This is a genomic window from Sporolactobacillus laevolacticus DSM 442 (assembly GCF_000497245.1).
GTDB classification, from domain to species: Bacteria; Bacillota; Bacilli; order Bacillales; family Sporolactobacillaceae; genus Sporolactobacillus; species Sporolactobacillus laevolacticus.
Map to the genome: position 1 here is coordinate 65,944 of NZ_AWTC01000013.1, position 23,458 is coordinate 89,401.

Annotated in this window: 20 protein-coding genes; 6 read left to right on the forward strand and 14 right to left on the reverse strand. The window is 44.0% G+C overall.

Features of this window, described 5'->3' with window-relative positions; genetic code table 11:
- Positions 1–176: 176 nt before the first annotated feature.
- From uraH to P343_RS31360, 3 genes are all read right to left on the reverse strand, one after another.
- Positions 177–527 (reverse strand): hydroxyisourate hydrolase, encoded by a 351-nt coding sequence (gene uraH / locus P343_RS31350; RefSeq protein WP_023510831.1) that lies wholly within the window; start codon positions 525–527, stop codon positions 177–179.
- 87 nt (positions 528–614) lie between these two features.
- Complete coding sequence (uraD, locus tag P343_RS31355) at positions 615–1,118, reverse strand: 2-oxo-4-hydroxy-4-carboxy-5-ureidoimidazoline decarboxylase (RefSeq protein ID WP_023510832.1); 504 nt, start codon at positions 1,116–1,118, stop codon at positions 615–617.
- 27 nt (positions 1,119–1,145) lie between these two features.
- Positions 1,146–2,324 (reverse strand): amidase, encoded by a 1,179-nt coding sequence (locus tag P343_RS31360; protein ID WP_023510833.1) that lies wholly within the window; start codon positions 2,322–2,324, stop codon positions 1,146–1,148.
- 312 nt (positions 2,325–2,636) lie between these two features.
- Between P343_RS31360 and P343_RS31365 the strand changes: the two genes are divergently transcribed.
- The gene (locus tag P343_RS31365) at positions 2,637–4,049 is read left to right on the forward strand and encodes an NAD(P)-binding domain-containing protein (protein WP_023510834.1); all 1,413 of its coding nucleotides are present in this window, start codon (positions 2,637–2,639) and stop codon (positions 4,047–4,049) included.
- Positions 4,050–4,165: 116 nt separating this feature from the next.
- On the opposite strand, the gene P343_RS31370 is transcribed toward P343_RS31365, so the two are convergent.
- On the reverse strand, positions 4,166–5,623 hold the full coding sequence (locus tag P343_RS31370; protein WP_023510835.1) for a glycoside hydrolase family 32 protein: 1,458 nt from the start codon (positions 5,621–5,623) through the stop codon (positions 4,166–4,168).
- Between the two features lie 283 nt (positions 5,624–5,906).
- On the opposite strand from P343_RS31370, the gene P343_RS31375 reads away from it, so the two are divergent.
- Positions 5,907–6,902: an ATP-binding cassette domain-containing protein gene (locus P343_RS31375; RefSeq protein ID WP_023510836.1), complete on the forward strand. Its 996-nt coding sequence runs from the start codon at positions 5,907–5,909 to the stop codon at positions 6,900–6,902.
- Complete coding sequence (locus P343_RS31380; protein ID WP_023510837.1) at positions 6,899–7,729, forward strand: ABC transporter permease; 831 nt, start codon at positions 6,899–6,901, stop codon at positions 7,727–7,729. Before P343_RS31375 ends, P343_RS31380 begins: the two co-directional genes overlap by 4 nt.
- A gap of 325 nt (positions 7,730–8,054) precedes the next feature.
- On the opposite strand, the gene P343_RS31385 is transcribed toward P343_RS31380, so the two are convergent.
- The 10 genes from P343_RS31385 to P343_RS31425 all read right to left on the reverse strand — a co-directional run bounded on the left by P343_RS31385 (position 8,055) and on the right by P343_RS31425 (position 20,686).
- Positions 8,055–9,347 carry an MDR family MFS transporter gene (locus tag P343_RS31385; protein ID WP_031264086.1) on the reverse strand — a complete coding sequence of 431 codons (1,293 nt, stop codon included), beginning with the start codon at positions 9,345–9,347 and terminating at the stop codon, positions 8,055–8,057.
- Between the two features lie 338 nt (positions 9,348–9,685).
- Complete coding sequence (locus P343_RS31390) at positions 9,686–10,963, reverse strand: MFS transporter (protein ID WP_317134711.1); 1,278 nt, start codon at positions 10,961–10,963, stop codon at positions 9,686–9,688.
- Between the two features lie 116 nt (positions 10,964–11,079).
- Positions 11,080–11,940, reverse strand: coding sequence for a D-amino-acid transaminase (gene dat / locus P343_RS31395; RefSeq protein WP_023510841.1), 861 nt, complete (start codon positions 11,938–11,940; stop codon positions 11,080–11,082).
- 365 nt (positions 11,941–12,305) lie between these two features.
- A complete protein-coding gene (locus P343_RS31400; protein WP_023510842.1) occupies positions 12,306–13,367 on the reverse strand; it encodes an iron-containing alcohol dehydrogenase family protein in 1,062 nt (353 codons plus the stop codon).
- Positions 13,354–14,025 (reverse strand): MtnX-like HAD-IB family phosphatase, encoded by a 672-nt coding sequence (locus P343_RS31405; protein WP_023510843.1) that lies wholly within the window; start codon positions 14,023–14,025, stop codon positions 13,354–13,356. The genes P343_RS31400 and P343_RS31405 overlap by 14 nt, the downstream gene beginning before the upstream one ends.
- Positions 14,026–14,301: 276 nt before the next feature.
- Entirely contained in the window at positions 14,302–14,889 is a 588-nt protein-coding gene (locus P343_RS31410) for a competence protein ComK (RefSeq protein ID WP_023510844.1), read from the reverse strand.
- Positions 14,890–15,327: 438 nt separating this feature from the next.
- A complete protein-coding gene (locus tag P343_RS31415) occupies positions 15,328–16,392 on the reverse strand; it encodes a PTS sugar transporter subunit IIC (protein ID WP_023510845.1) in 1,065 nt (354 codons plus the stop codon).
- 582 nt (positions 16,393–16,974) lie between these two features.
- Complete coding sequence (locus tag P343_RS31420; RefSeq protein WP_023510846.1) at positions 16,975–17,616, reverse strand: hypothetical protein; 642 nt, start codon at positions 17,614–17,616, stop codon at positions 16,975–16,977.
- A 352-nt stretch (positions 17,617–17,968) separates the two neighbouring features.
- Positions 17,969–18,130 (reverse strand): hypothetical protein, encoded by a 162-nt coding sequence (locus tag P343_RS37220; protein ID WP_023510847.1) that lies wholly within the window; start codon positions 18,128–18,130, stop codon positions 17,969–17,971.
- A 225-nt stretch (positions 18,131–18,355) separates the two neighbouring features.
- Positions 18,356–20,686, reverse strand: coding sequence for a YfhO family protein (locus P343_RS31425; protein WP_023510848.1), 2,331 nt, complete (start codon positions 20,684–20,686; stop codon positions 18,356–18,358).
- Between the two features lie 287 nt (positions 20,687–20,973).
- On the opposite strand from P343_RS31425, the gene P343_RS31430 reads away from it, so the two are divergent.
- The 3 genes from P343_RS31430 (at position 20,974) to P343_RS36800 (ending at position 23,121) form a co-directional block, all read left to right on the forward strand.
- Complete coding sequence (locus tag P343_RS31430) at positions 20,974–21,657, forward strand: DNA alkylation repair protein (protein ID WP_023510849.1); 684 nt, start codon at positions 20,974–20,976, stop codon at positions 21,655–21,657.
- Positions 21,658–21,674: 17 nt separating this feature from the next.
- Positions 21,675–22,580, forward strand: a complete 906-nt coding sequence (locus P343_RS31435; RefSeq protein ID WP_023510850.1) for an aldo/keto reductase — start codon at positions 21,675–21,677, stop codon at positions 22,578–22,580.
- Positions 22,581–22,974: 394 nt separating this feature from the next.
- Entirely contained in the window at positions 22,975–23,121 is a 147-nt protein-coding gene (locus P343_RS36800; RefSeq protein ID WP_023510851.1) for an FbpB family small basic protein, read from the forward strand.
- Positions 23,122–23,458 lie beyond the last annotated feature (337 nt).

Below are 23,458 nucleotides of genomic sequence, written 5' to 3' on the forward strand. Positions count from 1 at the left end.
AGTATTCGACCTCAATTCTGTCCTTATTTTACTAGTACCCACTCTATATCGTGAGTAAGCGTAACCTACATTTTCATTCAAGCGGTGTCCCGCTCCCCTCAAGCGGGTCATGGATGTTTCTTTTCTTGAAAAAAGAAGCCCGGCGATCTCGCCGAGCTTCTTTTAATATGCCTTGCTCAACTTCCTCGGTAAACCTGATAACCGAATGGAGACACAAGCAACGGTACGTGGTAGTTTTCGTCTACGTTCGCAATGTTGAAACGGATTGTGATGATATCCAGAAATGGTGAATCCGGGAAGCCGTTCGCGTACTTAAAAAAATCGCCAATATGAACATGCAATTCGTAGGTTGCTTTATGTAGAGCAGGTCCGGCGAGAAGTGGTGCGTCCAGGCGGCCATCCGAGTTTGTCACACTGCTCTTTAAAAATGTTATCGACTCCTCATACGCTTCGTACACATCAATCTGGACATTTGCTGCAGGTCTACCTTTTGTTAAATCCAAAATATGTGTGGTGAGCTGCCCCATACGCATCCCCTCTCATCTTATCATGTGTCTGAACCCATGTTCTGCACGTCATCTTCAAAATTCTGCCGATACAACTCCAAGTGGCACTTACTTATCTCCTGCTTGCAGTAGATCATCCAGGCGAAAATGGGCGATCTGCAATATTTCCTCAATAGCAGTTTCAAATTCATCCTTTTTTGCATTGCTCAACCGCGTCTTCATTACGGCATAAATTTCAGATTTGGTCTTCCCGCGGACAGCCATAATGAACGGGAAATCAAATGTTTTTTCATACTCAGCATTTAATTCCGAGAAGGCTGCCGCTTCCTCTTCTTCCAGATTCCGAAGCCCAGCTCCTTGCTGTTCACCGGTTGAGTTTTTGGTCATTTTGCCGGCAGATCCGAGTCGTGGATGGGCATTGATCAGTGTTGCCTTTTGTTCATGTGTGGCTGATGTGACAACCGACTCCATCGCTCCGAACAGTTCATCAACAGAAGAAAAAGGTTTCAGCTTAGCTGTTTCCGCAACAATCCATGGCGAGTGCTCAAAAATTCCGTCCAGCAGCTGCACAAATTTCTCTGTGGCCGCCGCATTCAATGTCTCAAGCTTCAAACGACATTCCTCCCATTGTCGATTGTGTCAGTGAGCATTATTTTTGAAAAGTTCTTCAACAAACGCTAACAGTTGCTTGTCTGTGCTTTCACCGGAAATCAAAGAAAGACCAATCGGTCGACCGTGATCCATGACAGGAATGGTAACCTGCGGCAATCCTGAAACACCTGCAATACAGGTCAGCTTCATAGTCTGCGCACGGACTTTTTCACTCTCTTCAAACGATGCGTTACGTTCCGGAGCCGGTCCGTAAGTGGTCGGAAGAATCAGCAGACTGTCTGATCCAAGCAGATTTCTCATGTCCTGTCGAAACTGTTTTTTGATCTGCACGGCGCGTTCAAAGACTTCATCCCGCTTCATTTTTGATGCCGCATCAAATCTTCCGGCAATATCCTTGCCGAATTGCGGATGATTTTCTTCAATCCACCGACCATGTGCTTGCCAGGCTTCGACGCCTTGAATGATGCGAAAGGTCTCCACAAGCTCCGAAAGTGAGGAGAACGGCAAATGGCATTGCTGAACCGTTCGACCGGAAAATAACTTGGATACAGAATGATTTAAAGTTGCTTTGACTGTTTCAGAAGAGATCAGTTCCCATGCCTCTTCCAGCATATAAAAATTCCGGTAAGATGATTCTTCTTGAACAGGCAGCAGACATTCGCCGACCGCAGCCAGTACATCGGGTTTCTGCGCCATCCAGCCGACCGTGTCAAAGCTCGGCGCCAGGGGAATAACACCATCAAGAGTGATCACACCATGGGTGGGGCGGATACCAAAAAGGCCGCAATAGGAAGATGGGATCCGGACTGATCCACCGGTATCGGTACCGATCGCAAAATCGGCTAGCCCAGCTGCAGCAGCTACTGCAGAGCCACTTGACGAACCGCCGGAGAAAGATTCAGGCAGGTGTGGATTGATGGTCGGCGGGAAATGAATATTGTCTCCTTTCAGGCTATACATCAGTTCGTCGGTTACGGTCATACCACGGAGCAACGCCCCATTTTTCAGCAGCTGGTCGACTGCCCAGGCATGTTTCTGTGCGGCAGAATGCGTTCTTTGCCAGTCCGGATTTCCGGCACTATTGACATGCCCTTTTACAGCGAAAGCATCTTTGACAGCAAAATTCATATGATCAAGCAATCCTTTGCTTGCGGGTTCAATGTTCATTTCATCCTCGATGAAAGCGCCAAATCGATCTTGCTCCATTTTTACGACCACCTCTTTTTATCATAATTTTTTGAAAAAAGCTCTTCATCATTATACTGCAAAATCATCTAATACTAAATTAACTCACGCCAGCAGCCTAGGTCATGAACAAATAGTACAAAAAGCTACCTCGTTATTTGGTTAAATTGTTTATTTCATCCATCCAAAATGATCATCCCATCGTTCTTCTAGTGAATTTGAATAATAAAAACAAGAAAATTTAGATATATCGCAATTGATCTATATGTACGAAAATTATACTATAAATATAAATGATGTAACAAAACTTCACATCAAAGGAGTTGTGCGGCCGTGAGTCTGGAAGCGTTGAACGAACGAGTGAAACAAGATCTTTCTTATCTTGTTATGGATAGTCCGGATTGGGTTCGTCCGGTCAGCCATCCTGACGGCCATGTCTATGACGCGGTGATTGTCGGCGGTGGCCAATGCGGCCTGGGTATTGCGTTCGGCCTCCTGCGTGAACGCATTTCCAATATTCTGGTCATTGATGAAAATGAGGAAGGCTTAGAGGGACCGTGGGTGACTTACGCCCGCATGATAACATTAAGAACACCGAAACAGCTGACCCCTCTCGATTTTGGAATCCCATCTCTGACTTTCCGCTCCTGGTGGGAAGCGCAGTTTGGAGAGCAAAGCTGGGAAGCTATCGACAAAATCCCGCGCGGCGACTGGATGAACTATTTACGCTGGTACCGAAAAGTTCTCGGTCTCCCATTAAGAAATCAAGTAAAATTAAATGAAATCGAACCGTCGAAAGATGGTATTTACCGTCTGCGCGTCAGTGGGGATGGTACACGATCCGGAACACTGCTTGCCCGCAAAGTAATCTTGTCGACTGGCATTCAGGGTGGAGGAAAATGGTATATTCCGCCGATGATTACGGAAAAGCTGCCGAAGAAACGCTATGCGCACACTTCTGAACTCATTGATTTTGATCGATTAAAAGGAAAGAAGATTGCTATTTTAGGCGGAGGCGCTTCCGCTTTCGATAATGCTAATTTCGCTCTGACAAAGGGTGCTGCTGAGGTTCATGTCTTCGTAAGGCGCAAAGAACTGCCGCGTGTCAATCCGATCCGCCAACTGGAGCCGTCCGGCCTGATTGAGCATTTTCATATGCTTGCCGATGCGGAAAAATATGCGATCATGGCTCATTTTTTCAAGCTAAATCAGCCGCCGACTAATGACATGTTCGCACGCGCATCTTCATGGCCAGGATTCCGGCTGCATCTTGGTTCGCCTTGGCTCGACGTGGTGGATTCTGGCGACTCAGCATCAGTGAAGACCCCTCAGGGTACTTTCACTTTTGATTTTCTGATTATCAGCACCGGTCTTCGCACTGATCCCGCCCTTCGTCCGGAATTGAAACTTGTCGAAAGCCACATCGCCCGCTGGAGTGATCGGTACAATGCCCCTGAAGAAATTAAAAATCCTGTCTTAGATGCACATCCCTACCTCAGTCCCGGCTTCTCGTTATTAAGCCGCGATGAAGAGGGCAAAAAACTGCTTCATGGTCTTTTTGCTTTTAACTATTCGGCAATGATCAGTTGCGGTCTTTCCGCTTCTGCGCTATCCGGAATGAAATACAGCTTGCCGAGAATTGCACAAGCTGTTGCCGATGAGCTTTTTTCTGATGACCGCAATGACCATATAAAGAACTTTTTTTCGTATGATGAACCTGAATTTGTTGGAAACGATAACAGATGAAACGATAACCATGCAGTAAAAAGGTGGCTCGAAATTCTTTAATGAATCTCGAGCCACCTTTTTTGACGTACTTACTCAGTTAAAGTTTTGTGTTCTTCACGTACAGAGAATCTATTTTATTTGTTTTCGAAATTTAGCCCGATGTTTTCCAATCTCCAGACATTTAATCTGGTCATCCGGACATCCCCTTCATTTGAGAATAAGCGAACACCTTCGTTCTTCTCAGTAGGATATATACGGCTGGTCATTACTGTTTCGCCATCATTAGCAAAGACTTCTACCGATGACCGATCAAGATAGATATGCAGCCTGAGCCGTTCACTTTTTGGAAGTGCGGTCTGACGCACACCGCCAACTCCCGTGCCACTTTTGGTTCGATCCAATATCAGTTTTTCTTCTTTAAGATCGTAGCGGATCACAGTCTCTTCAGTCTCACCGACACGAAGATTGATGCCAAAGTCAAAGGCTTCAACTAAGGTTGTGTCAAATTCAACCTCGATTTCAAGCAGTTCGTCCGTTAATTCATGATAAGTTTTTTCTCCTGAGATGTATTCATTTTCAACGCTTAGAAGTTTGTTCTTCCGTAATTTTTTCAATTCTTCTACCGGTGTCATCCGAATTTTGCCATCGGCGGCAAGTGTTAGTTCACGCGGAAGTGTCAGCGCACCTGCCCATCCTTCTTCCTGTTCCGGCATTAAAGACTCCCACATGTCCATCCAGGCAAAAGCGATACGACGTCCTTGATCATCCTGAAATGTCTGAACTGCATAAAAGTCATGGCCTTTATCCAGTTCATTGAATGAGCCATGAGAGAAATCAAAGCATTCATCATCGAAATGACCGACAAAGTAACCTGTCTGGTGCAAATTTTGGTAACAATCGTCTTCTGGCTCAATTCCTTGCGGGGATTTGAGTTCAAAAAAGTCCGGGCATTCCCACATGTACCCCTGATTACCTTCACTTTGCGCAATCCCTCCGAGATATGTCCAAGTTCTCAGATCACTCGAACGATAAAGAACGACTTTGCCAATATGGTTTTTTGTTGTTCCGGCAATCAGATACCAGAAATCGTTATGGCGCCAAACCTTCGGATCACGAAAATCGCCAGATCCTTCTTCCGGATAAGAAGCAATGACCGGATTATTCGAATCCTTTGTGAATTGAATGCCGTCCCTGCTGACCGCCAGGCATTGGACTTGATCAGCCAGCGATTTTTCTTTATCCAGATAACGATGTCCTGTATAAATCAAGCACAATTCACCTTCATCTTCTACAGCGCTTCCTGAAAAGCAACCGTCACGGTCATATGTATCGCCTGGAACGAGTGCGATCGGATAGTACTTCCAGTGGACTAAGTCATGGCTCGCCACATGCCCCCAATGCATCGGGCCCCATTCAACACCATATGGATAATGCTGAAAAAATACATGGTAATTTCCTTTGTACTGAATGAGCCCGTTTGGGTCATTAATCCACCCAGATGGTGCCATGATATGGTACCCGAGTCTCCATCTTTTTGCTGTTTGAGTTTCGTTATCTACCTTCGTGTTGGTCTGCTGGTTTTCAAGAGCCATATTTACACTCCGTTCTGAAAATAATCAACGTTTTCTTCATTTTTTTGCCTTTTTAATCGGTGTATTGTCAACCGGATGACAATACACCGATTACATAAATAATGCTTATTTCCCTTTTATTATGCCTGAATGACAGCAATCATGCCAGCAGCAAAGTGGTGTCGTGTATGATTCGCGTTTAACGTAAATATTTCATATAATTGACACATATGTACAGTTCGACAGCACCTAGTGTCTAATTAAAAGGATATTTAATAGAAAAAAGAACATACGGAGGATAAACATGAATAACGACACGTATAGTCAAAACCAGCCGCTTGCTGTTGAGGCTTCCGGCTTGGTTAAGGTATTCGGCAAGCAACATGCTGTAGACGGCGTTGATTTAGCAATTCCTCAAGGAACGGTCTACGGTTTTCTCGGTCCGAACGGTGCCGGGAAGACAACGACAATAAAGATGCTGGCAACGTTACTGAGGCCGGATGAAGGACAAGCACGGGTCATGGGCCATGATTTACTTAAAGAACCCGATGCAGTTCGCAATCGGGTCAGCCTGACCGGCCAATTCGCATCGATCGATGAAGATCTGTCCGGAATAGAAAATCTCATCTTGATTGCTCGGCTCATGGGGTATTCCTGGCGTACATCCAAAAAAAGAGCATCCGAACTTCTAGATGCTTTCGGACTTCTGGATGCGGCAAAACGCCAAGTTAAGAAATATTCGGGCGGCATGCGCCGACGGATCGATATCGCTGCCAGCATGGTGGTCCGGCCGGATTTGTTGTTTCTCGATGAACCGACAACAGGGCTTGATCCGCGCAGCCGGAATCAGATTTGGGATATTGTCCGGGCATTAGTCGGCACCGGAACCACCGTCCTTCTGACGACACAATACCTCGATGAAGCCGATCAGCTCGCCGACCGAATCGCCGTCATTGACCATGGAAAGATTATAGCCGAAGGGACAAGCGGTGAACTGAAAGCTTCCGTTGGCTCTGGTGTGCTTCATGTCCGGCTTCTTGATCCTGCAATGCGTGCCGAGGCGCAAAAGCTTTTGATTGAAGTTCTTGACACTCCGGTGCATCTTTCCTCAGATCCTGCCGCTTTATCCGCACAGCTCTCTGAAACGAACCGGGCAGCTCAGGCGCTTAATGCTCTCGACGCGAAACACATCAAGGTCAGTGAATTTTCACTTGGACAGCCAAGCCTTGACGAAGTGTTTCTGACGCTGACCGGCAAACCGGCTGATAACACGGACAAGAAAGAAGGTGTCAGGGAATGAGCACAGAAAATGCGCAAACAAAACAAGATAAAATGAAAAGCGCGCTTGTGGAGCAATCGAGACCTGCACGGCCAAACGGGTTGATTACCTCGCTAACTTTTGCTTGGCGGGCACTTTTAAAAATCAAATATGTGCCTGAACAATTGCTCGATGTCACCTTTTTCCCCGTGATGTTTACGTTGATGTTTACCTATCTGTTCGGCGGTGCGCTCGCCGGATCAACCAATGAGTACTTGCAGTTCCTGCTCCCAGGTATCCTTGTTCAAACGGTTGTCTTCACAACCGTTTATACCGGAGTCGCCTTGAATACCGACATTTCACAAGGAACATTCGATCGATTCCGCTCGCTTCCAATCTGGAGCCCGTCACCGCTCGTGGGCGCACTGATCGCGGATGCTTTCCGTTACACCATTGCCTCAATCATTGTCATTATTCTTGGGCTAGTTCTCGGATTCCGTCCATCAGGCGGGATCATTGGTATTGTGCTCGGTATCGTGCTGATCCTTATTTTCGCTTTCAGTCTCTCTTGGATTTTCACTGTAATCGGTCTGCTTCTGCAAACGCCGAAATCCGTAATGGGCATCAGCATGACGCTTCTTTTTCCATTCACATTCGCGAGCAACATCTTTGTCGATCCGGCAACCATGCCTTCCTGGCTGCGCGCATTCGTCAATGCCAATCCGGTATCAATACTGACAACCGCTGTTCGCGGGCTGATGCGTGGACGCGCATCAGTCGGTGAAATGGGTTTAGTCCTGCTTTCTTCTGCTATTCTCATTATCATTTTTGCGCCGATTACGATGTACCTTTACCGGAATAAAAGATAACTTATCTCCTATTTAAGAAAAACCGGGCAAAAAGCGCCCGGCTCGTACTCCCGCAAGACGCGGTGGCTGGGCACTAACCTTGACTACGCTCCAATTGCTCGCATCAACAGGTGCGGCCGCGGGCGATCCGTGAGCCTCCTCAGACAGGCGGCAATCTGCGGGGTCTCACTTGGCTCGCGATTCCCGCAGGAATCTCGCATCTGCGCGTTTGATCATCAACTTGGTTTTGCCAAAAATCGTATACTTTCTTTACTTGGAACAAAAAGGATGAGGACACTGTGCCTCATCCTTTTTGTTATTCGATTCTTCAAATCACTTGATCTAATTACAAGCTTTCCGTTTGGCCGGACACCGGTGCTTGTCGTCTATAGAATATCGAAAACATCAGTCCATAAATGATCATGCCCAAAAAGGCGACTGTTCCTAGTACAACGAATGTCCATGTATAACCGAACCACACCGTCATCGGTATGGCAATCGGAGCGATCGTTCGGCCAAGTGAAAACCGCAGACCTGCTGCTGCAAAATATTGACCGCGCAGGTTTTCCGGAGCAAGTTTGGCGATAAAACTGTCCTGTACACCAACGGTCATTAATTCCGCCCACGAGAACAGCACCACTCCACAGAGAAGCAGCCAGACATTAAGTGTAGATCCCATCAGGATCATTGCAATGCCATAGCAGAATGCAGAGCTCATAAACACGTTGCCTTCACGAAACTTAGTCATCCATTTCGTCACGAGAACAGTGAGCAATGAAACACATAATCCATTCATCGAAACCATCATGCTGAACAGATCTTTGCCGCTCACCATGAACTTCCAGTCTCCGAATGAAAGAAGGGATTGAAGCGGCACTTTATTCGTTGTATAAACAGCAATCAAAAGGTCGAGCTGCATAAACGTCTGAGCGACAAGCACACCGGCTAATATGTACAGCAAGAAAATATGATCCGTGAAGATTACTCGATAATCACTGAGCTGATTCTTTAGATGCTGCGTCCAACCTTTTCTAGAATCCGTATCGTTCGATGGCTGAACAGTCTGAGGAACCGTTTCGTGAATCCAGTGCTGAAGTGCCCAAATCAAGCCGGCACTCACAACCGTACAAACGCTCAAGAATGCAAAACGGTTGTCGAAGAAAAAGATGGCACCAAGAAGCGGGCCGATCACCACGGTAACATTAATCGACGTGTAGAAAACTGCGAACACGCCTGCACGGTGCTTCTCAGGAACCACATCGGCAATCATCGCACTGCTCGCCGGCCAATATAGCTGGCCAAACAACCCCAATAGCGAGAAGCTGATAAAGGTTACCCATGGCGAGACAAACCATGGTGAATTCGCCCAGGCAAAGAAGGCAAAACAAACCGTCTGACCAATTGCGGCGAACACCATCATCCTTTTGCGGCCAAAATGATCGGCGCAATAACCGCCGAAAAGGCCAATCACTGTTCCGATAATTTGTGAAAAAATCAAGAGATATCCGGACATCTCTTGGCCGAAATGATCGGAAAAGTAAATCGCCATAAAGGGAAAGAACATCCAAAAAAGGATATTAAACACTCCCTCGCCAATCAGCCGAACTTTTAAATTAACATCCCAGTCACGCCATTTCATCGTTAAAACCTCACCTTCACTGCTCAAATAAAAAAAGAGTCCGCGCCCGGCATGCATTATGCCAGGCAACAGACTCCTTTCCGTTTAAAGTCTGAAAACACAGCATAACTACGCTTTATGATGAACACCCGTCTGGCTTAACGGCAAAACATTTGTGAACACTGAAGCATTCATTTTATCTGTTGCCGGAAAGCTCTTGTCATCATACGTAGCCATGTTCTAACCCTCATTTTCTATAAAAATAAACCTACTATAGTAAACCATTCATCACGTTGCAATTTTTATGCCCTATACATTTTAACCGAATGACAATCAGAACGTCAATCAAGGCTACTGCTTTATTTTGCGGTGTATTCATGCTGAATGCCTACTGCCTGATCAGCCATTACGGCTTTCCGGCGGACAACGAATAACACCAAAAAAATTAGGATCATACTGACAGACCCAAAGAACGGTGCTGAATCATGGAAAAAGAACAGCCAGCCGGCAAGCAGCGGACCGACACTTCGACCAAGACTATCCATGGATTGCTGCAGCCCCATCACCATCCCCTGTCCAACCGAATCCTGCTTGGACAGAAGCGAGACCATTGTCGGCTGGACAAGGGCATGGCCAATACCAATGAGCACGCAACCAAGAAAAATCATCCAGACAGATACTGAAAAAGCAACACACGCATAACCGGATGCGTCAATCAGCGCTCCAATTTTTGCGATTCGTATTTCGCTTAGTTTCCGATAGATTGTTCCCATAACAAAAAGCTGCAGGATGACCATAGAAAATGATTGTGTACTAAACGCGAGACCAGTTTGACTCGCATGTGCGCCGAAGCGTTCAATCATAAAATAACCTAGCATCGAGAAAAACCCGGAACCAGCTACAGCAAGTCCAAAAGTCATAAGGAACAGTTCCGTACAACCGGGTTTAATTAGAATACCCAGCGACTTTCCAAACGAAAGATTTTCTTTTCGAATTATTCGTCGATTTGGCTCCCGCAAAAAAATTATGGCAAAAGGAATCGTGACAAAACTTAACATCGATGCCACGATGAAAGGCATATTGATCCCAAACGGTGAAAGCGCGCTTCCCACGACCGGACCGCAGAGAAAGCCGAATGTATTAGCAGCCGTCATTTTTGCGATCGCCGGTCCCCGCTGCCTTTTGTCATACACATCGCTGATCATCGCATAAACCGCCGGCATCGTTCCTGTCGATACCATCGCTCCAATAATCCTGATTAGAAGCAGCTGCGCGTAACTCTGGGCGAAAATCATTAACAAGAAAGCCACACCGAACCCGGTTAGCCCGAATACCAAAACCGGTTTCCTTCCTAAGCGGTCGATCAACCTTCCCCAAAACGGGACAAAGATAAACTGCGAGAAAGCCCACCCGGTGATCAGTGAGCCCATCTGAAAAGAATTAAGTCCCAACTTGCTCGCCAGATAAGGCAGTGCTGGAAAAACGACACCATAACCTGTCATCGAAAGAAACATAATAAACGCCAATAAATAAAACGATCGTTTTGCCATTGTTGTCCGTCCTTGCTCAACTAAGATGTCCTTGTGCCTAAAAAAACAGCCATTCAATTCATGCCTGAACAGCTGTTTCAAATTCAACTTTACAAGTTTACGATACTATTAATGAAAGATCACTAGATTACCGGAAACTTAATTCACTAATTTCTTTCTTGTACACCAGTATGTCACAGATCCATATTTCGCTGTTAATATAGTCAGACTAGAGTCTCCGCGATGAACTGATCCACGTCTTGATTGAATGCGTCAAGCAGGCGTGTTGTGATTTGTCCCGGCTTGCCATCACGAACAAGGTGATCGTCAATCTGAACAACCGGAGTAACGCGTACACCGGTACTGGTGATGAATGCTTCATCCGCATTTAGCAGTTCTTCTGTGGTGTAGGTCCGTTCCTCAACCGGAATGCCAAGCCGGTTTGCCAATTCAAGCACAAAGATGCGTGTGATGCCGTTAAGGATAAAATGATTGGCGGGATGCGTGATTAAGGTGCCATCTTTCACAATGAACACATTACAGGTTGACCCTTCTGTCACCACACCATCGCGATGCAGAATTGCTTCATCGGCTCCTTTTTCAAATGCGTCCTGATTAGCGAGCACATTGCCTAGCAAATTCAATGTCTTGATATCGCATCGCAGCCAGCGAATATCATCAACAAGACTCGCCTTGATTCCTTCCGCATGCAGGTCCTCATCTTGAGTTGTCTCCTCGACACTGCCGGTCAGCACGCAGCTGATTGGTTTTTCGGGAAAACGATGCTTACGCTCAATCGCGCCTCGCGTAATCTGAAAATAGACATAGCCGTTTTCCATCTTGTTTTCCTTGATCAGCTTGTCTAGATTTTCAGCCAGATGATCCGTGTCATAAGGAAGCGTAAGCCGCAACTCACGTGCGCTTCGAGCCAAACGTTTCATATGTAGATCAAGTAAGAACATTTTTCCGTTATACACGCGGAGCGCCTCATAAATGCCGTCTCCAAATTGGTAACCTCTGTCTTCCATATCCACTTTGCCCTGTTCCCTCGTCAGGAACGTGTCGTTGTACAAGATGACACTCACTATATGCGTCCCCTTTCTGTATGCAAGCATTCCATGTTATGAATCCGAATCACAACCACTCATCACTGGGCAGGCGGCAAACCTCAGAAAACTGCTCAGATTAAATAGACGCGCTTGATCGAATTCTATAAATCATTACTTGAATCATTATACCCTTTATACCGGCAGTGCCGTCAACGGTAAAAAGATCGATGTCATTGGGAAAGTGATAAATTCTAGTGATTTATTTTTTATCGATCATTTCTGGGAATTTATCGGTCATTTCCAAGATTTTACACGTTCACTTATGTTTCGAAAAAAACAGAGACGCTACCGTCTCTGTTTTTTTATACCAGTTTGATTATTGTCCTATGCCTTCTAATGAGCTACACCAAAACATCCTGCAAAATCGGATCATTGTGGAGGATCTGATGAGCAAGTTCTCGATATTCGGCCACGTGCAAGAATGTGTAACGCATCGGTTTCATTTCCGGGGCGCGATCAATCGCCATGTCAAAATCCGCCTTAGTCATGCCGGCTGTCTTGGCGAATTCGAAAAAGCCGGTGTCTTTTAATACCTTCGTAATGCGCTCGTAACGATGATCCTGCACCTTGCTCATTAGATAGGTGGCGACGCCGACCTGGATACCATGGAGCTGTGGTTTTGCAGAATAGGTGTCAAGCGCGTGCGAAATCAAGTGTTCACTGCCGCTTGTTGGTGCACTGTTGCCGGCGATTTCCATCGAAATACCCGCCATCGTCAGCGAATCGACGAGTTCTTTAATAAACAAATCATCCTTTATGGTGCCAAAATCGGTACGAACGAAGCTGTTCACAGCCTTTTTCGCGATCATCAGCGCACAGTCATCCACCCGGGTACGCCCGTTTTTTTCTTCAAAAATCCAATCTTCCGCTGCCGTGATTTTCGAGACCAGGTCTCCGACACCTGAGTAGATAAAACACTCCGGTGCATTCTTGACCACATCAATGTCGATTAGAATTCCGTATGGCATTTTGGCATGTACTGAGATCCGGCGTCCATGGATCGTCAATGATGTGTTAGAACTTGAAAATCCGTCATTCGATGTTGAAGTCGGCACACTGATAAACGGCCATTTTCTTAAAAGCGCCGTGTATTTTGCCGCGTCAAGCGCTTTGCCGCCACCAATTCCGATTACAGCTTCGGTCTGAAAGGGGAGCTGGAATGCTTGATCAACAACACTATCGATATCAATATCGTTGATCTCTACTGTTTTCAAAACATCGATCCCTGAATCATTCATTGACGTAAACACTGTATCACCAAGCATTTCCGTCAAACCCATGCCGAAAAAGATCACAACTTTTTTAAACTGGTGACGACCGAGCAGGTGCCCGATGTCCGCCAAATTCCCCTTCCGCACATCGAGTAGCGAAGGAACAACAATCTGATGATTATCGGCTCCCATTAGCCATTTCCTCCTCATGAGTGGCAAGATAGTCCTCTATATCTTTGAAACTTTTGATTGCGACATAATTCTTCTTTTCCTGATCAAGTAGGCCCTGAAGTTTGCCCTTTGCAAAAATGGTGTCCGCCAGCATTGCAGCCTTTAGATCAGGCAGACTGTCACCTGCGAAAAATACTGTATCATACTCCTTCATCAGATCTCGCGCAAGCTTTTGTTTATCTATTCCATAAAGTTCCGAATAATATGGACCTTTTGGATCGACCTTCAGTTGAATACCTCGATTTTCATAAACTCCGGGATTTGAGTAGATTTTCACGCCTTCAATACCATTTTTCTCGAAGATGCGCTTGATATAATAATCTGTACCTGCGCTGATTACAACAAAATCACCGCCAAGTTCTTTGACAAGATCAATCACTTTTTTCGCATAAGGATCAAAGGGCACTGCATCAATATCATCGTCAATCCCCGCCTGATCCCGGTCAATAGATTTGAACAAACGGGTTAGGTAGTCAAGATCTGTCATGACCTTCTTATCCCAGTCATCATACAGTTTATCACGCTGATCGGCAAAATGATGATCAATAATGACATGAAAAAAATCTTTATCCGTTAATGTACCGTCGAAATCAGAAAGAAAAAGGAAAGACTTTGTCATATAATAATGCTCCTTTATTTGTTCTGTTATATTACAGTTTTAGTATAACAGATAAAGTATCTACTCAATTTTTTTGCAAACGTAACCAATGTGTCGAAGTCATGAAATATAAAATAATCTATAGCCCACCATGACACCGCTCGATTTATTTTGTTACTAGTATACCCTGTTTCACTGATTTACATTGTCAACAACTCCATAATAAAAACATACCCCGATTTATTGGTATCCAACAATCGGGGTATGCAGTAAGTATTCGATCTATTCTATGTGCATTTATGCTTCAGCGTCCTCAAACGCGTCTGGTTGAATGAAAAAAGTGCCTCTTTCATTAAAGATGATTTTTCTGGGCTCTTTTTTCTTTCTCGGTATATCTGTATCAAGCATCTGGTATGGAGAAATCCGCTCACGCAGCTGATATCGGTATTGCGTCGCCTTCATGACACGTCCGCTGAATGGGCGTAAACTCATCGGCAACTCGATTTTTTGTTTATGGGTCAGATACACGTAAACAGTATCGGACTTCTTTCCGCTCTCCATCCACTGGCGGATATGTGAATGGGCCAGCCAAACGCAGTTCTCGGATTTTTCAGTCATGGATGGCAAGAAGAAAATCCCCAATTCACTGCACACACAGATTGGCGGCATGCTTTTATAGCCCATCGCCATTGCACCTTTTTTTCTTCCATGATAAGTTGAACCATAGTAGCCACATGATTCATCAATAATCTTCTTTGGCATTTGCTTTACATAAAGTTCTCCGGATTCTTCAATAACCATCGTTCCCAAGGTTCCATCGGCAAACTCATAGGGCAGCAGCGCCATGGTCACCGGACGGATAATGTAATTTTGTAATAATTCCATTCATATGCTCCTTTTCCTGAATAAAATTTTTTCTTACTGCTAAAGAAAATTGCACTACCACAAAAAACACGAAAAACAACCTTGCCAGCTTACTCACATGAGTTTGGAAATAACCGCTCCGGGGGATACTTGATTATTTAGCGGTTGATAAAATGGAGAGAAAATGGATATAGAGTCTATTGAACTCTGTATTTATACCTATAATTATACAGAATATGCCATTAATTTCAATAATTATTAATTGCTGTTTTCTGAAAAAAGTGATAAATTCACAAAATGTTCATATCAAACGTAAAAATCCGCTCAGTTCACGGAATAGTTGGCTCTGTTCGACCAAAGTAGCAAAATCTAGCATAGCTTTAACATAGTCAAAAGCAAAAAACATCAGCGCCCATGGGACACTGATGTTTTTATCAACTATTTATTTTATAAGAAAGATTATGGCTTGGTGCTGTAATCATCCTTGGTAAAGAGGTGCAGCTTGGTGCGGCACAGCCATTCAAAGAACCAGCCGCCAGCAAATGGAATGATTATAAATACGAGTACGATAATCAATAGATTGGCCGCAGTCGCTCCCCCATGCATAAAACGAATGGCATTGATCGGTCCAACGAGGCCTGAGAAACCGAATCCGGCGCTGATTGGTGTGCCTTGAATATTGAAGATAACTGCTAAAACGCCGAGAACGGCAGCGTTTAAAATCACTGGAACGACGATGATCGGTTTGCGGACAATCGCCGCAATCATGATCTTCGGTGTACCAAGCAATGCCGAGAGGGACAGCCCAATTGGGTTTACACGAAGTCCGCCAATGAACATGCCGACTGCTGCTGCAACGACACCCAGGTTACCTGCACCTGACGCAATTCCGCTCATGCTGATGGCTGTTGCAATTGCAACAGTTGAAATTGGGGACAGAATGATGATCGAAAAACTGACTGCTACAAGAATACCCATGAGAATCGGAGCCAGTGCAAAATAGCTGTCTACCAACTGTCCGACTGCCATCGTAATTTTACGGACGAACGGCAGCATCCAAAGGCCAAGGCCGCCGGAAACAATGCAGACAATTGTTGGCAAAACCAGCGGCGCAAAAGCCTTCAGTTTATCGCCAATAAGTAAAACAACACCGACCGCAATGCTGGCGGTAAGCAGCGTGTTGATCAGGTCACCCATACCGGTCACGACCACAGCAGACGGTGTAAAATTCAACGCTCCAGAACCGATGTATGTGGCTGCAGCAACAGAAACCATTTGAATCGGATTAAATTTAAATTTAAAGGCAATAGCTGTACCAATTAATAACGGCACTGTAAACATGATCGTGGTTACGATCTGCAGAATAATGCCAAATACCGGTGCGTGAGGAGCCAGCGCCTTACAGATTTCGCTGAGCAATGCCGATGGGATCAAGCCGGCAACAATCCCGATTGCCAAACCGGTAAGCACATTATTCACGTAAGCCTTTACAGTCAAAGCTTCGTTCTTCACTTCGTTTGTCAACGTCAACACTCTCCATCTTCCATTTGGATAATCCTTATCTTTATGTTTATGTCTGTGCATGCTATTCTATCAAGTATTCTTCAGGTTGTCGATACGACGCGTTGTATCATTAAAGTATTTTTTGTGAAAAAGGATTTGTTAAACTTGCCCGTTGCTTTTCTGCAAGCGCCTCCTCGACGCTTTGCATCTTCTTGGTCTCCTTTGACCCGCAATCAGCTGATGCCGTTCTCCAGAAGTCCCGCAACTTCTCCTCTAATCAACAGAGTAGCAAAATCAAAAATGAGCTTTACAATAGCTAAAACAAATAAGGATATAAACCTCGAGTCAACGCCAAGGGGTTATATCCTTATTCGTATTTATAACCTTATAAAGTTCTCAAAGAATCGTCCGTCCAAAATTCTCTTTTTCAATCAGTGGACAACTTATTTATGATTTAATTTACCCGCAATAGACCCTGCACTAAAGATAATTAAACCGATAATTATAATTTGAACGACTCGGTTGGTAACATATAGATTATCAATAGTGACCAGAGCAACAGTAACCAATAAAATCAACGCCAAATACAATTTTTTTTTCATATCAGTAATTCCATATAAATGCTAAACAACTACCACTGTATTTTTCATCAATATATACGTGTCTAGCTACTTTGTGATTAATATACGCAATAATTATTCCGCCTATAGCTGTCGCTAGTGATACACCAAGCCCTGGAAAATAATAGCATAACAAAACACCACCAGCCGCTACTCCAATGTCCATAATCATTGCTACTACATCTTGGGCAATCCATAATTCAACATGGGTGGAGTGCCACTCTGCATGATTTCCACTTTTGTGATCAGTAAAAAACTGGGGTTGAATGTTATTTGAACGTTGTTCTTTAAGGGTATTTAAATCAAGCGTCGGAATCTTTTTTGCTGCAGTATTTATTTTGTTTAATGCCTTTAATAAACCCTTGTAATCTTCTTTCGAGACAATTCCAAATTTAACTTGATTTAGTAAACCTTGTTCATCCTTCAATACAAATCTATTATCCTTAACAGTCACATTTTGTTTTGACAATTCGATAATTCTTTGTGTTTCAGTTTGTGAAGAAGTCAAATTGTTATTTGTTATGTTTGGGGTTGGAGCTTCTGCATGAGCTTCATTGGCAATTGGTGCGAGGACATCGCTAAAAACAATTAGCGCAACAATAATTGAGCACTTTTTAAGAAACATCCGATCAACTCCTTTTTTGATTTTACTGATAATAAACAAAGACAGAACAAATTTTGTTCCAGATTTAGGACAATATGGAGCTACAAGATTAAGATGTAACTACAAAATTATCCATTTTATCGCCTCCTTTTTTTCGATTATATTACAAGTTTCTAAACGTGTCTCCGCATTTTTTGTGCGTGATCACGCACATAAGGTGCGCGTTCGCGCACTAATACCGCATAAAATAATACCTTATAAATCATTCAAATATCCCACATGAAAATATCAGACAAGTATCGACATTAAATGCTAAAACTTATTTACTATGTTTTATATATGTTTATTAATATATTTTCTTAATCAATATCTATTAACTTTCAGCTGCTTTCGCTTTGCTTAATAATTTGGACACTGTTTCCTTGTCGACCTTAAAACCCTGTTTTTGTACTGCCGTAGAAATAATCTCCGCGCCCTTGTCGATCGTCTCTGGTGAGGTCAGTACTTCATTAGCAGTATCCTTAACATCTTGCAAGTTTTTTGATCACAGGTTTGCTCTGCACAAAGTTATAACCTTTTTGAATTTTGCTAGATCAATGTGATTTTAATAAAAAGCTATGTTAAAGCTTAATGTTGATATTGCTATTCTTTTGATTGGAGTGGCAGATCCGAGACTCTTACGGGACGGTATCCATTGATTTCGAACCATACGAGACCCCATAGAGGGTTTCCGGTATTCTATAGAAAAGGTTCACTTTTCTTACTCACTGAGCTCTCGTGATGGTTGTATTGATCGGCGACTGAAGATTCGTCTTGAGAACAGATAAACGGAAAAAGCAGCAAAGGAAAGCAGCGCCAAAAAGAATCCCGCTGACAGTCCCGGTGTCCGATAATCAAAGCGGATATGATTTGCGCCATCACTGACCGGCACAATCATCATGCCGTCCGCATCCAAAATATGAACTGGGGCGCCGTTGACCGTTGCTCTCCACCCTTTGTCGAATGGAACACTGAAGAACGCATATTTATCAGAATCCGCGCGAATATCCGCGGTGAAACCTGTATGATCACGATGGAACGCCGTCGATGCCTCTTTTGCCCGCATCTTCAAGTCATGCTGATACTCCGCTTTTGTTGTCGTAAACATATCCGTTTCCGGAAGCGGAACAAGGAAATTTTTCACTTTCGGCACATCACTGTCTTTAATAACAACCGCACGAAGCAGTACTAGATGCTTGTACTCATCAGAAACATGCTGAAACTGGCTTTGCGTTATATAGTAGTCATAGGTGAAGCCGATCGGCAGCGCATCCTTATTTTCATAAATGTAAACCGTATTCGTCCCATTGTTGAATGAAGTATACAGCTTGCTGTTATCCATTTTGACCGTGTCGACAAAGAAACGTTCCGACAGAAGCGGTTTTAGTCCATAAGCGTCCGGAGGAATCACTGTCTTTACACCTCGCGGGGACCCGATCGACTGATAAAACTCAAAAATGGAGCCGTTGACCATGCTCGTAAAGGAATTGACCGTTGGCAAATTCGCAACCATGGCCAGATTCCATCCATCATCACTGATGCCGATACGATAATTTTCCGTTTTTGGCAGCACGCGTTTTAATTCTTTTCCCGTTTTCACTACGGTATTTTGGATCGCTTGACCGGACTGATAGTCGTATATGGAATGGGTCGCAAAAATGTTAAACAGTCCAAGTCCCGCGCAAAAGATCACGAGTAAAATTAAAGCTGCACGATGCCAGTATTTTCCCCTTCTAAATCGCCAAACGAGATAATAGGTCGCAGCAAGACCCGCTGCCGCCGCTGTAAGGTAAAAAAGAAACTGATCGTAATGAAAAATTGCATTCTTCTGGGTTTCACTCCATGGATAAAAGAGCAGAAATGCTGCAAGCAGCGCAAGCGAGGATGCTGTGATCAGCAAGCTCTTCTTCAACGGAATCTCATTCCGCCGTTCAAGCGCCACGGCCGACATCAAAGCCATAATCAGCGCCGGCATATAGAACCAGCGTGCGTAATAAGCAGCATTCAGCACATAAAAGAAACTGTTCAGAAGCGGTACTGAAGCTATGATTAACGAAGCAACCATCATCCGCTTCATCCAATGCTTTCGTCCGAGCATCATTGCAATAACCAGTACAGGGCCAAAGAGTGGTAGATAGGCGCTGCTCGATGAAAAATCTGATGGAAAAATAGAAGATTGATGCGGCATCAAATCTGCAGGCATCAGGATCGCTTTGATGAGTTCAAGATAGCGGCTCCCGGTGTAGACCAACGCATTTGGTCCATATAAAAATGCATCCAATCGCGGATTTTGCAAGGTAAACAGGATCGCCGGAACAAACAACAGACTGGCCATACCGACGCCAAGCAGTCCCTCCCATGCAATTCGCGGCAACTGGCGAACATACCCTTTCCAATCCTCGACCAAATACCGAATCACATAATAGATAACTAAAAAAATAACTTCACCGATGAAGAAAAAGAAATTCAGTGTGGCGTTCAATGCAACCGCCGCTGCAAACCACCCTTTTCTCTTGTCTACCACCAAACGGTCAAAACCGGCAAGCAGAAGCGGAAAGAAGGCAACGACATCGTGGAAATGATTGAACATCAGGTTAACAGCTGAAAATCCGGAAAAGGCGTAGAGCAGAGCCCCCATGATTGCGTAACGTCCGTCTGTTACATAGCGTCGAATATAGCCATATGCCGTCAGCCCGGCAACACAGTATTTGAGCATGAACATCGGACCAATCACATAAGGAAAAAACGAGGCTGGAAAAAGCAAACTAAGCCAGAAAAAGGGGCTGCCTAAAGTATAAAAGCTATAAGAACCGATAAAATTGCTGCCTAGGTCTGTCGACCAGTTCCAAAACAGATCACCGCTCTTGATTGCTCGATTACTCAGCATGTTAAACGGAATCTGCTGATAATTAAAATCACCAACTAAGGTAAACAGGCCCTTGTTCGCTATGATTGACGGCAAAAACATGAGCCCTGAAGTCAGCAGGCAGAGGAAAAAAACTTTGGTATAATCCGAACGGCGCATTTTTTTTAAGAAGGAAGAAATGATCACTTTACAGTAACTCCTTATGTATCACATCAATAAAAAATTTTCTATCTACTTCTATTGTACAACGGAGATCAGAGATTGATAAAAAAAGAAAGGAAGGTTTTTTAGAGATCAGAAAGAGGGAAAAAAATTCCGCATCATATCATTCGTATTACGCTCGTAAATGTGGGAATATAGAGATAATGATTAAGAGAGAAATGCTTCGTTAAATAGATTAAAAAACTAAATCAAAGAAATCTACTGATCCCGGAACAAACCTACTGCTAATTACCTAAGAAAGGCGGGATTAAATGAGCTTCGATATTCGTCCGCTCATAACCGCATTTGAAGATCATCGAAATCCGGAAAACGCACGTCAAATGGAGCAGTATATGAGAAACCAGTTTCCCTTCTTCGGCATTAAGTCGCCGGAACGTCAGGAACTGGTGCGGACTTTTATCAACGAATATGGTCTTCCAGATGCGGAGCAGCTTCACGATGTTGTCAACGTACTTTGGGAACAGCCCCAAAGAGAATGCCAGGCCGCCGCGCTTGATATGATCGGAAAGGCCAAGCAGATCTTAAACGAACGGCATATGCCTCTGTTCGAATGGATGATTGTCACAAAATCATGGTGGGATACCGTTGATACGATTGCTCCAAATAGCTGCGGTCTGCTTTTTAAGAACACACCTCATCTGATAGACAGTTATGCAGAAAATTGGATCACCGATAAGAATTTCTGGCTTCGTCGCGCAGCGCTCTTATATCAATTAAAGTATAAGCGTGCTACGGATGAGAAGCGCTTATTCCGCTACATACTGCTGAACACAGATTCAGATCAGTTTTTCATTCAAAAGGCTATTGGGTGGGTTCTTCGCGAATATTCAAAGACCGCTCCTGAAACAGTTCGGCAATTTATTCACGAGCATGACCTCAAGCCTTTGAGCAAACGAGAAGGCTTGAAATGGCTAAATCGTCATTCCACTTGCTAAAAGGAGGAGCAACATTCATGCAATTAGAAGATCATGAAATTGATGCTATTCGGAAACAATTGGAGAAACGGACCATCCTACTCGCAGATGGAGCAAGGATTCCCGCAATAGGGCAGGGCACATGGCGTATGGGAGACGACCCATTCAAACATGCTTCAGAAATAGAAGCACTGCGCTTAGGTGTTCAATTAGGTCTAAAATTGATTGATACTGCGGAAATGTATGGCGAGGGACGTTCGGAAGCGCTCATTGGCGAGGCAATCGCTGATATTCGCAATGACGTGTTTCTCGTCAGTAAAGCCTACCCGAATCACGCGGACCGGAAACGGTTAGCCGCGGCATGTGAAAAAAGCCTGAAGCGACTAGGCACCGACCACCTTGATCTCTATTTACTGCATTGGCGAGGCGCCACTCCACTTGAAGAAACGATCCGCGGTATGGAAGAATTACAAAAAGCAGGTAAAATTCTAAGATGGGGCGTCTCCAATTTTGACACTAAAGATATGGAAGAACTCGTCTCCAATCCAAATGGTGCCAATTGTGCGGTGAATCAAGTACTCTATCATCTTGGTTCCCGCGGTATCGAATTCGATTTGATTCCTTGGCAGCGTGATCATCGAATGCCAATCATGGCGTATTGTCCGCTTGCCGAAGGAGGATCGCTAAAAACACAGTTATTAAAAGATCCTGACGTTGTAAGAATCGCCGCTGTTCATCAAGTGACCCCTCTTCAACTGCTTCTTGCCTGGAGTATTCGCCGTGCTGAATCTGATGGCATTGTGGCTATACCAAAGGCCAGTCGTCCCGAGCATGTGCTGCTGAATGCACAAGCGGCATCCGTCCAGCTATCAGAGGGAGAACAGCGTTTCCTCGACAACGCCTTCCCTCACCCATCTGAAAAAGTTCCGCTTGATATTGTCTAAACTTATGCCAAAAGAGTAAATTCTATAAATTTCAGCCCTTGAGTGTTAAGGCTATTGCCGTAAAAAGATTAATTAAAAACACGTACCAAATAAAAGTGGAGAGAAAAAATCTTTCTGCTTTTTCTTTGTTGACATTTATTAAATTATTGAGTTGCCGACTATAATGGACCTTAGAAAAAGACAATTTCTAGATATCGCGGGATATATTAAAAAAAACACTTGATAACCAATTATACTAAGTGGTATAGTATGAATAATCTCAATCCTTCAGTTAAATTTAACTCACATTTTCTCTGCAATAAGCAGAGAATTTTTTATAGGTTAATCTTTCAACAAAGTCACATGTAAAAAGTACCATTAAATTTTTCGTATTAAGGAAAGGATGAGGAAAATAATGAGGAAAAAACTAAAATATCATCAACTGATACAAATGAATAGAAAAGAAATTTTAAATAATAAGGATGCTCTCGATAGAATTGATATCCTTATTGAGCAAAGGCGTACAGATAGAAAAAAGGAAAAACTAAAAAATAGATGGTGAAAGAAGGAAACTAAAAAGGTTTAATTGCTGAGAGAGACGAGATGTATGTACACTGTTGATTGAGCTATTGAAAATTACTGAAAGATCATTTGCTCAGGCTGCCCAAGAATTCGAACAATCGTAGAATGATCTTCCAAAAAGTGAAACTGAATAAACGAAAATGAACAGAACAAAACCTAATGCGATCTTACCAGCCCCTAATAAAGCTACAGCACCTGGGGCTATTTCTGTTTCTTGCTTGTTTTATTGTGCCGCCACAGAGAGCCCTCGATTTTAGCCCTTTTCCAAACCATAACCAAATGCTTCGATGACAAAGTCAGGCACTTCATCTTCTTTC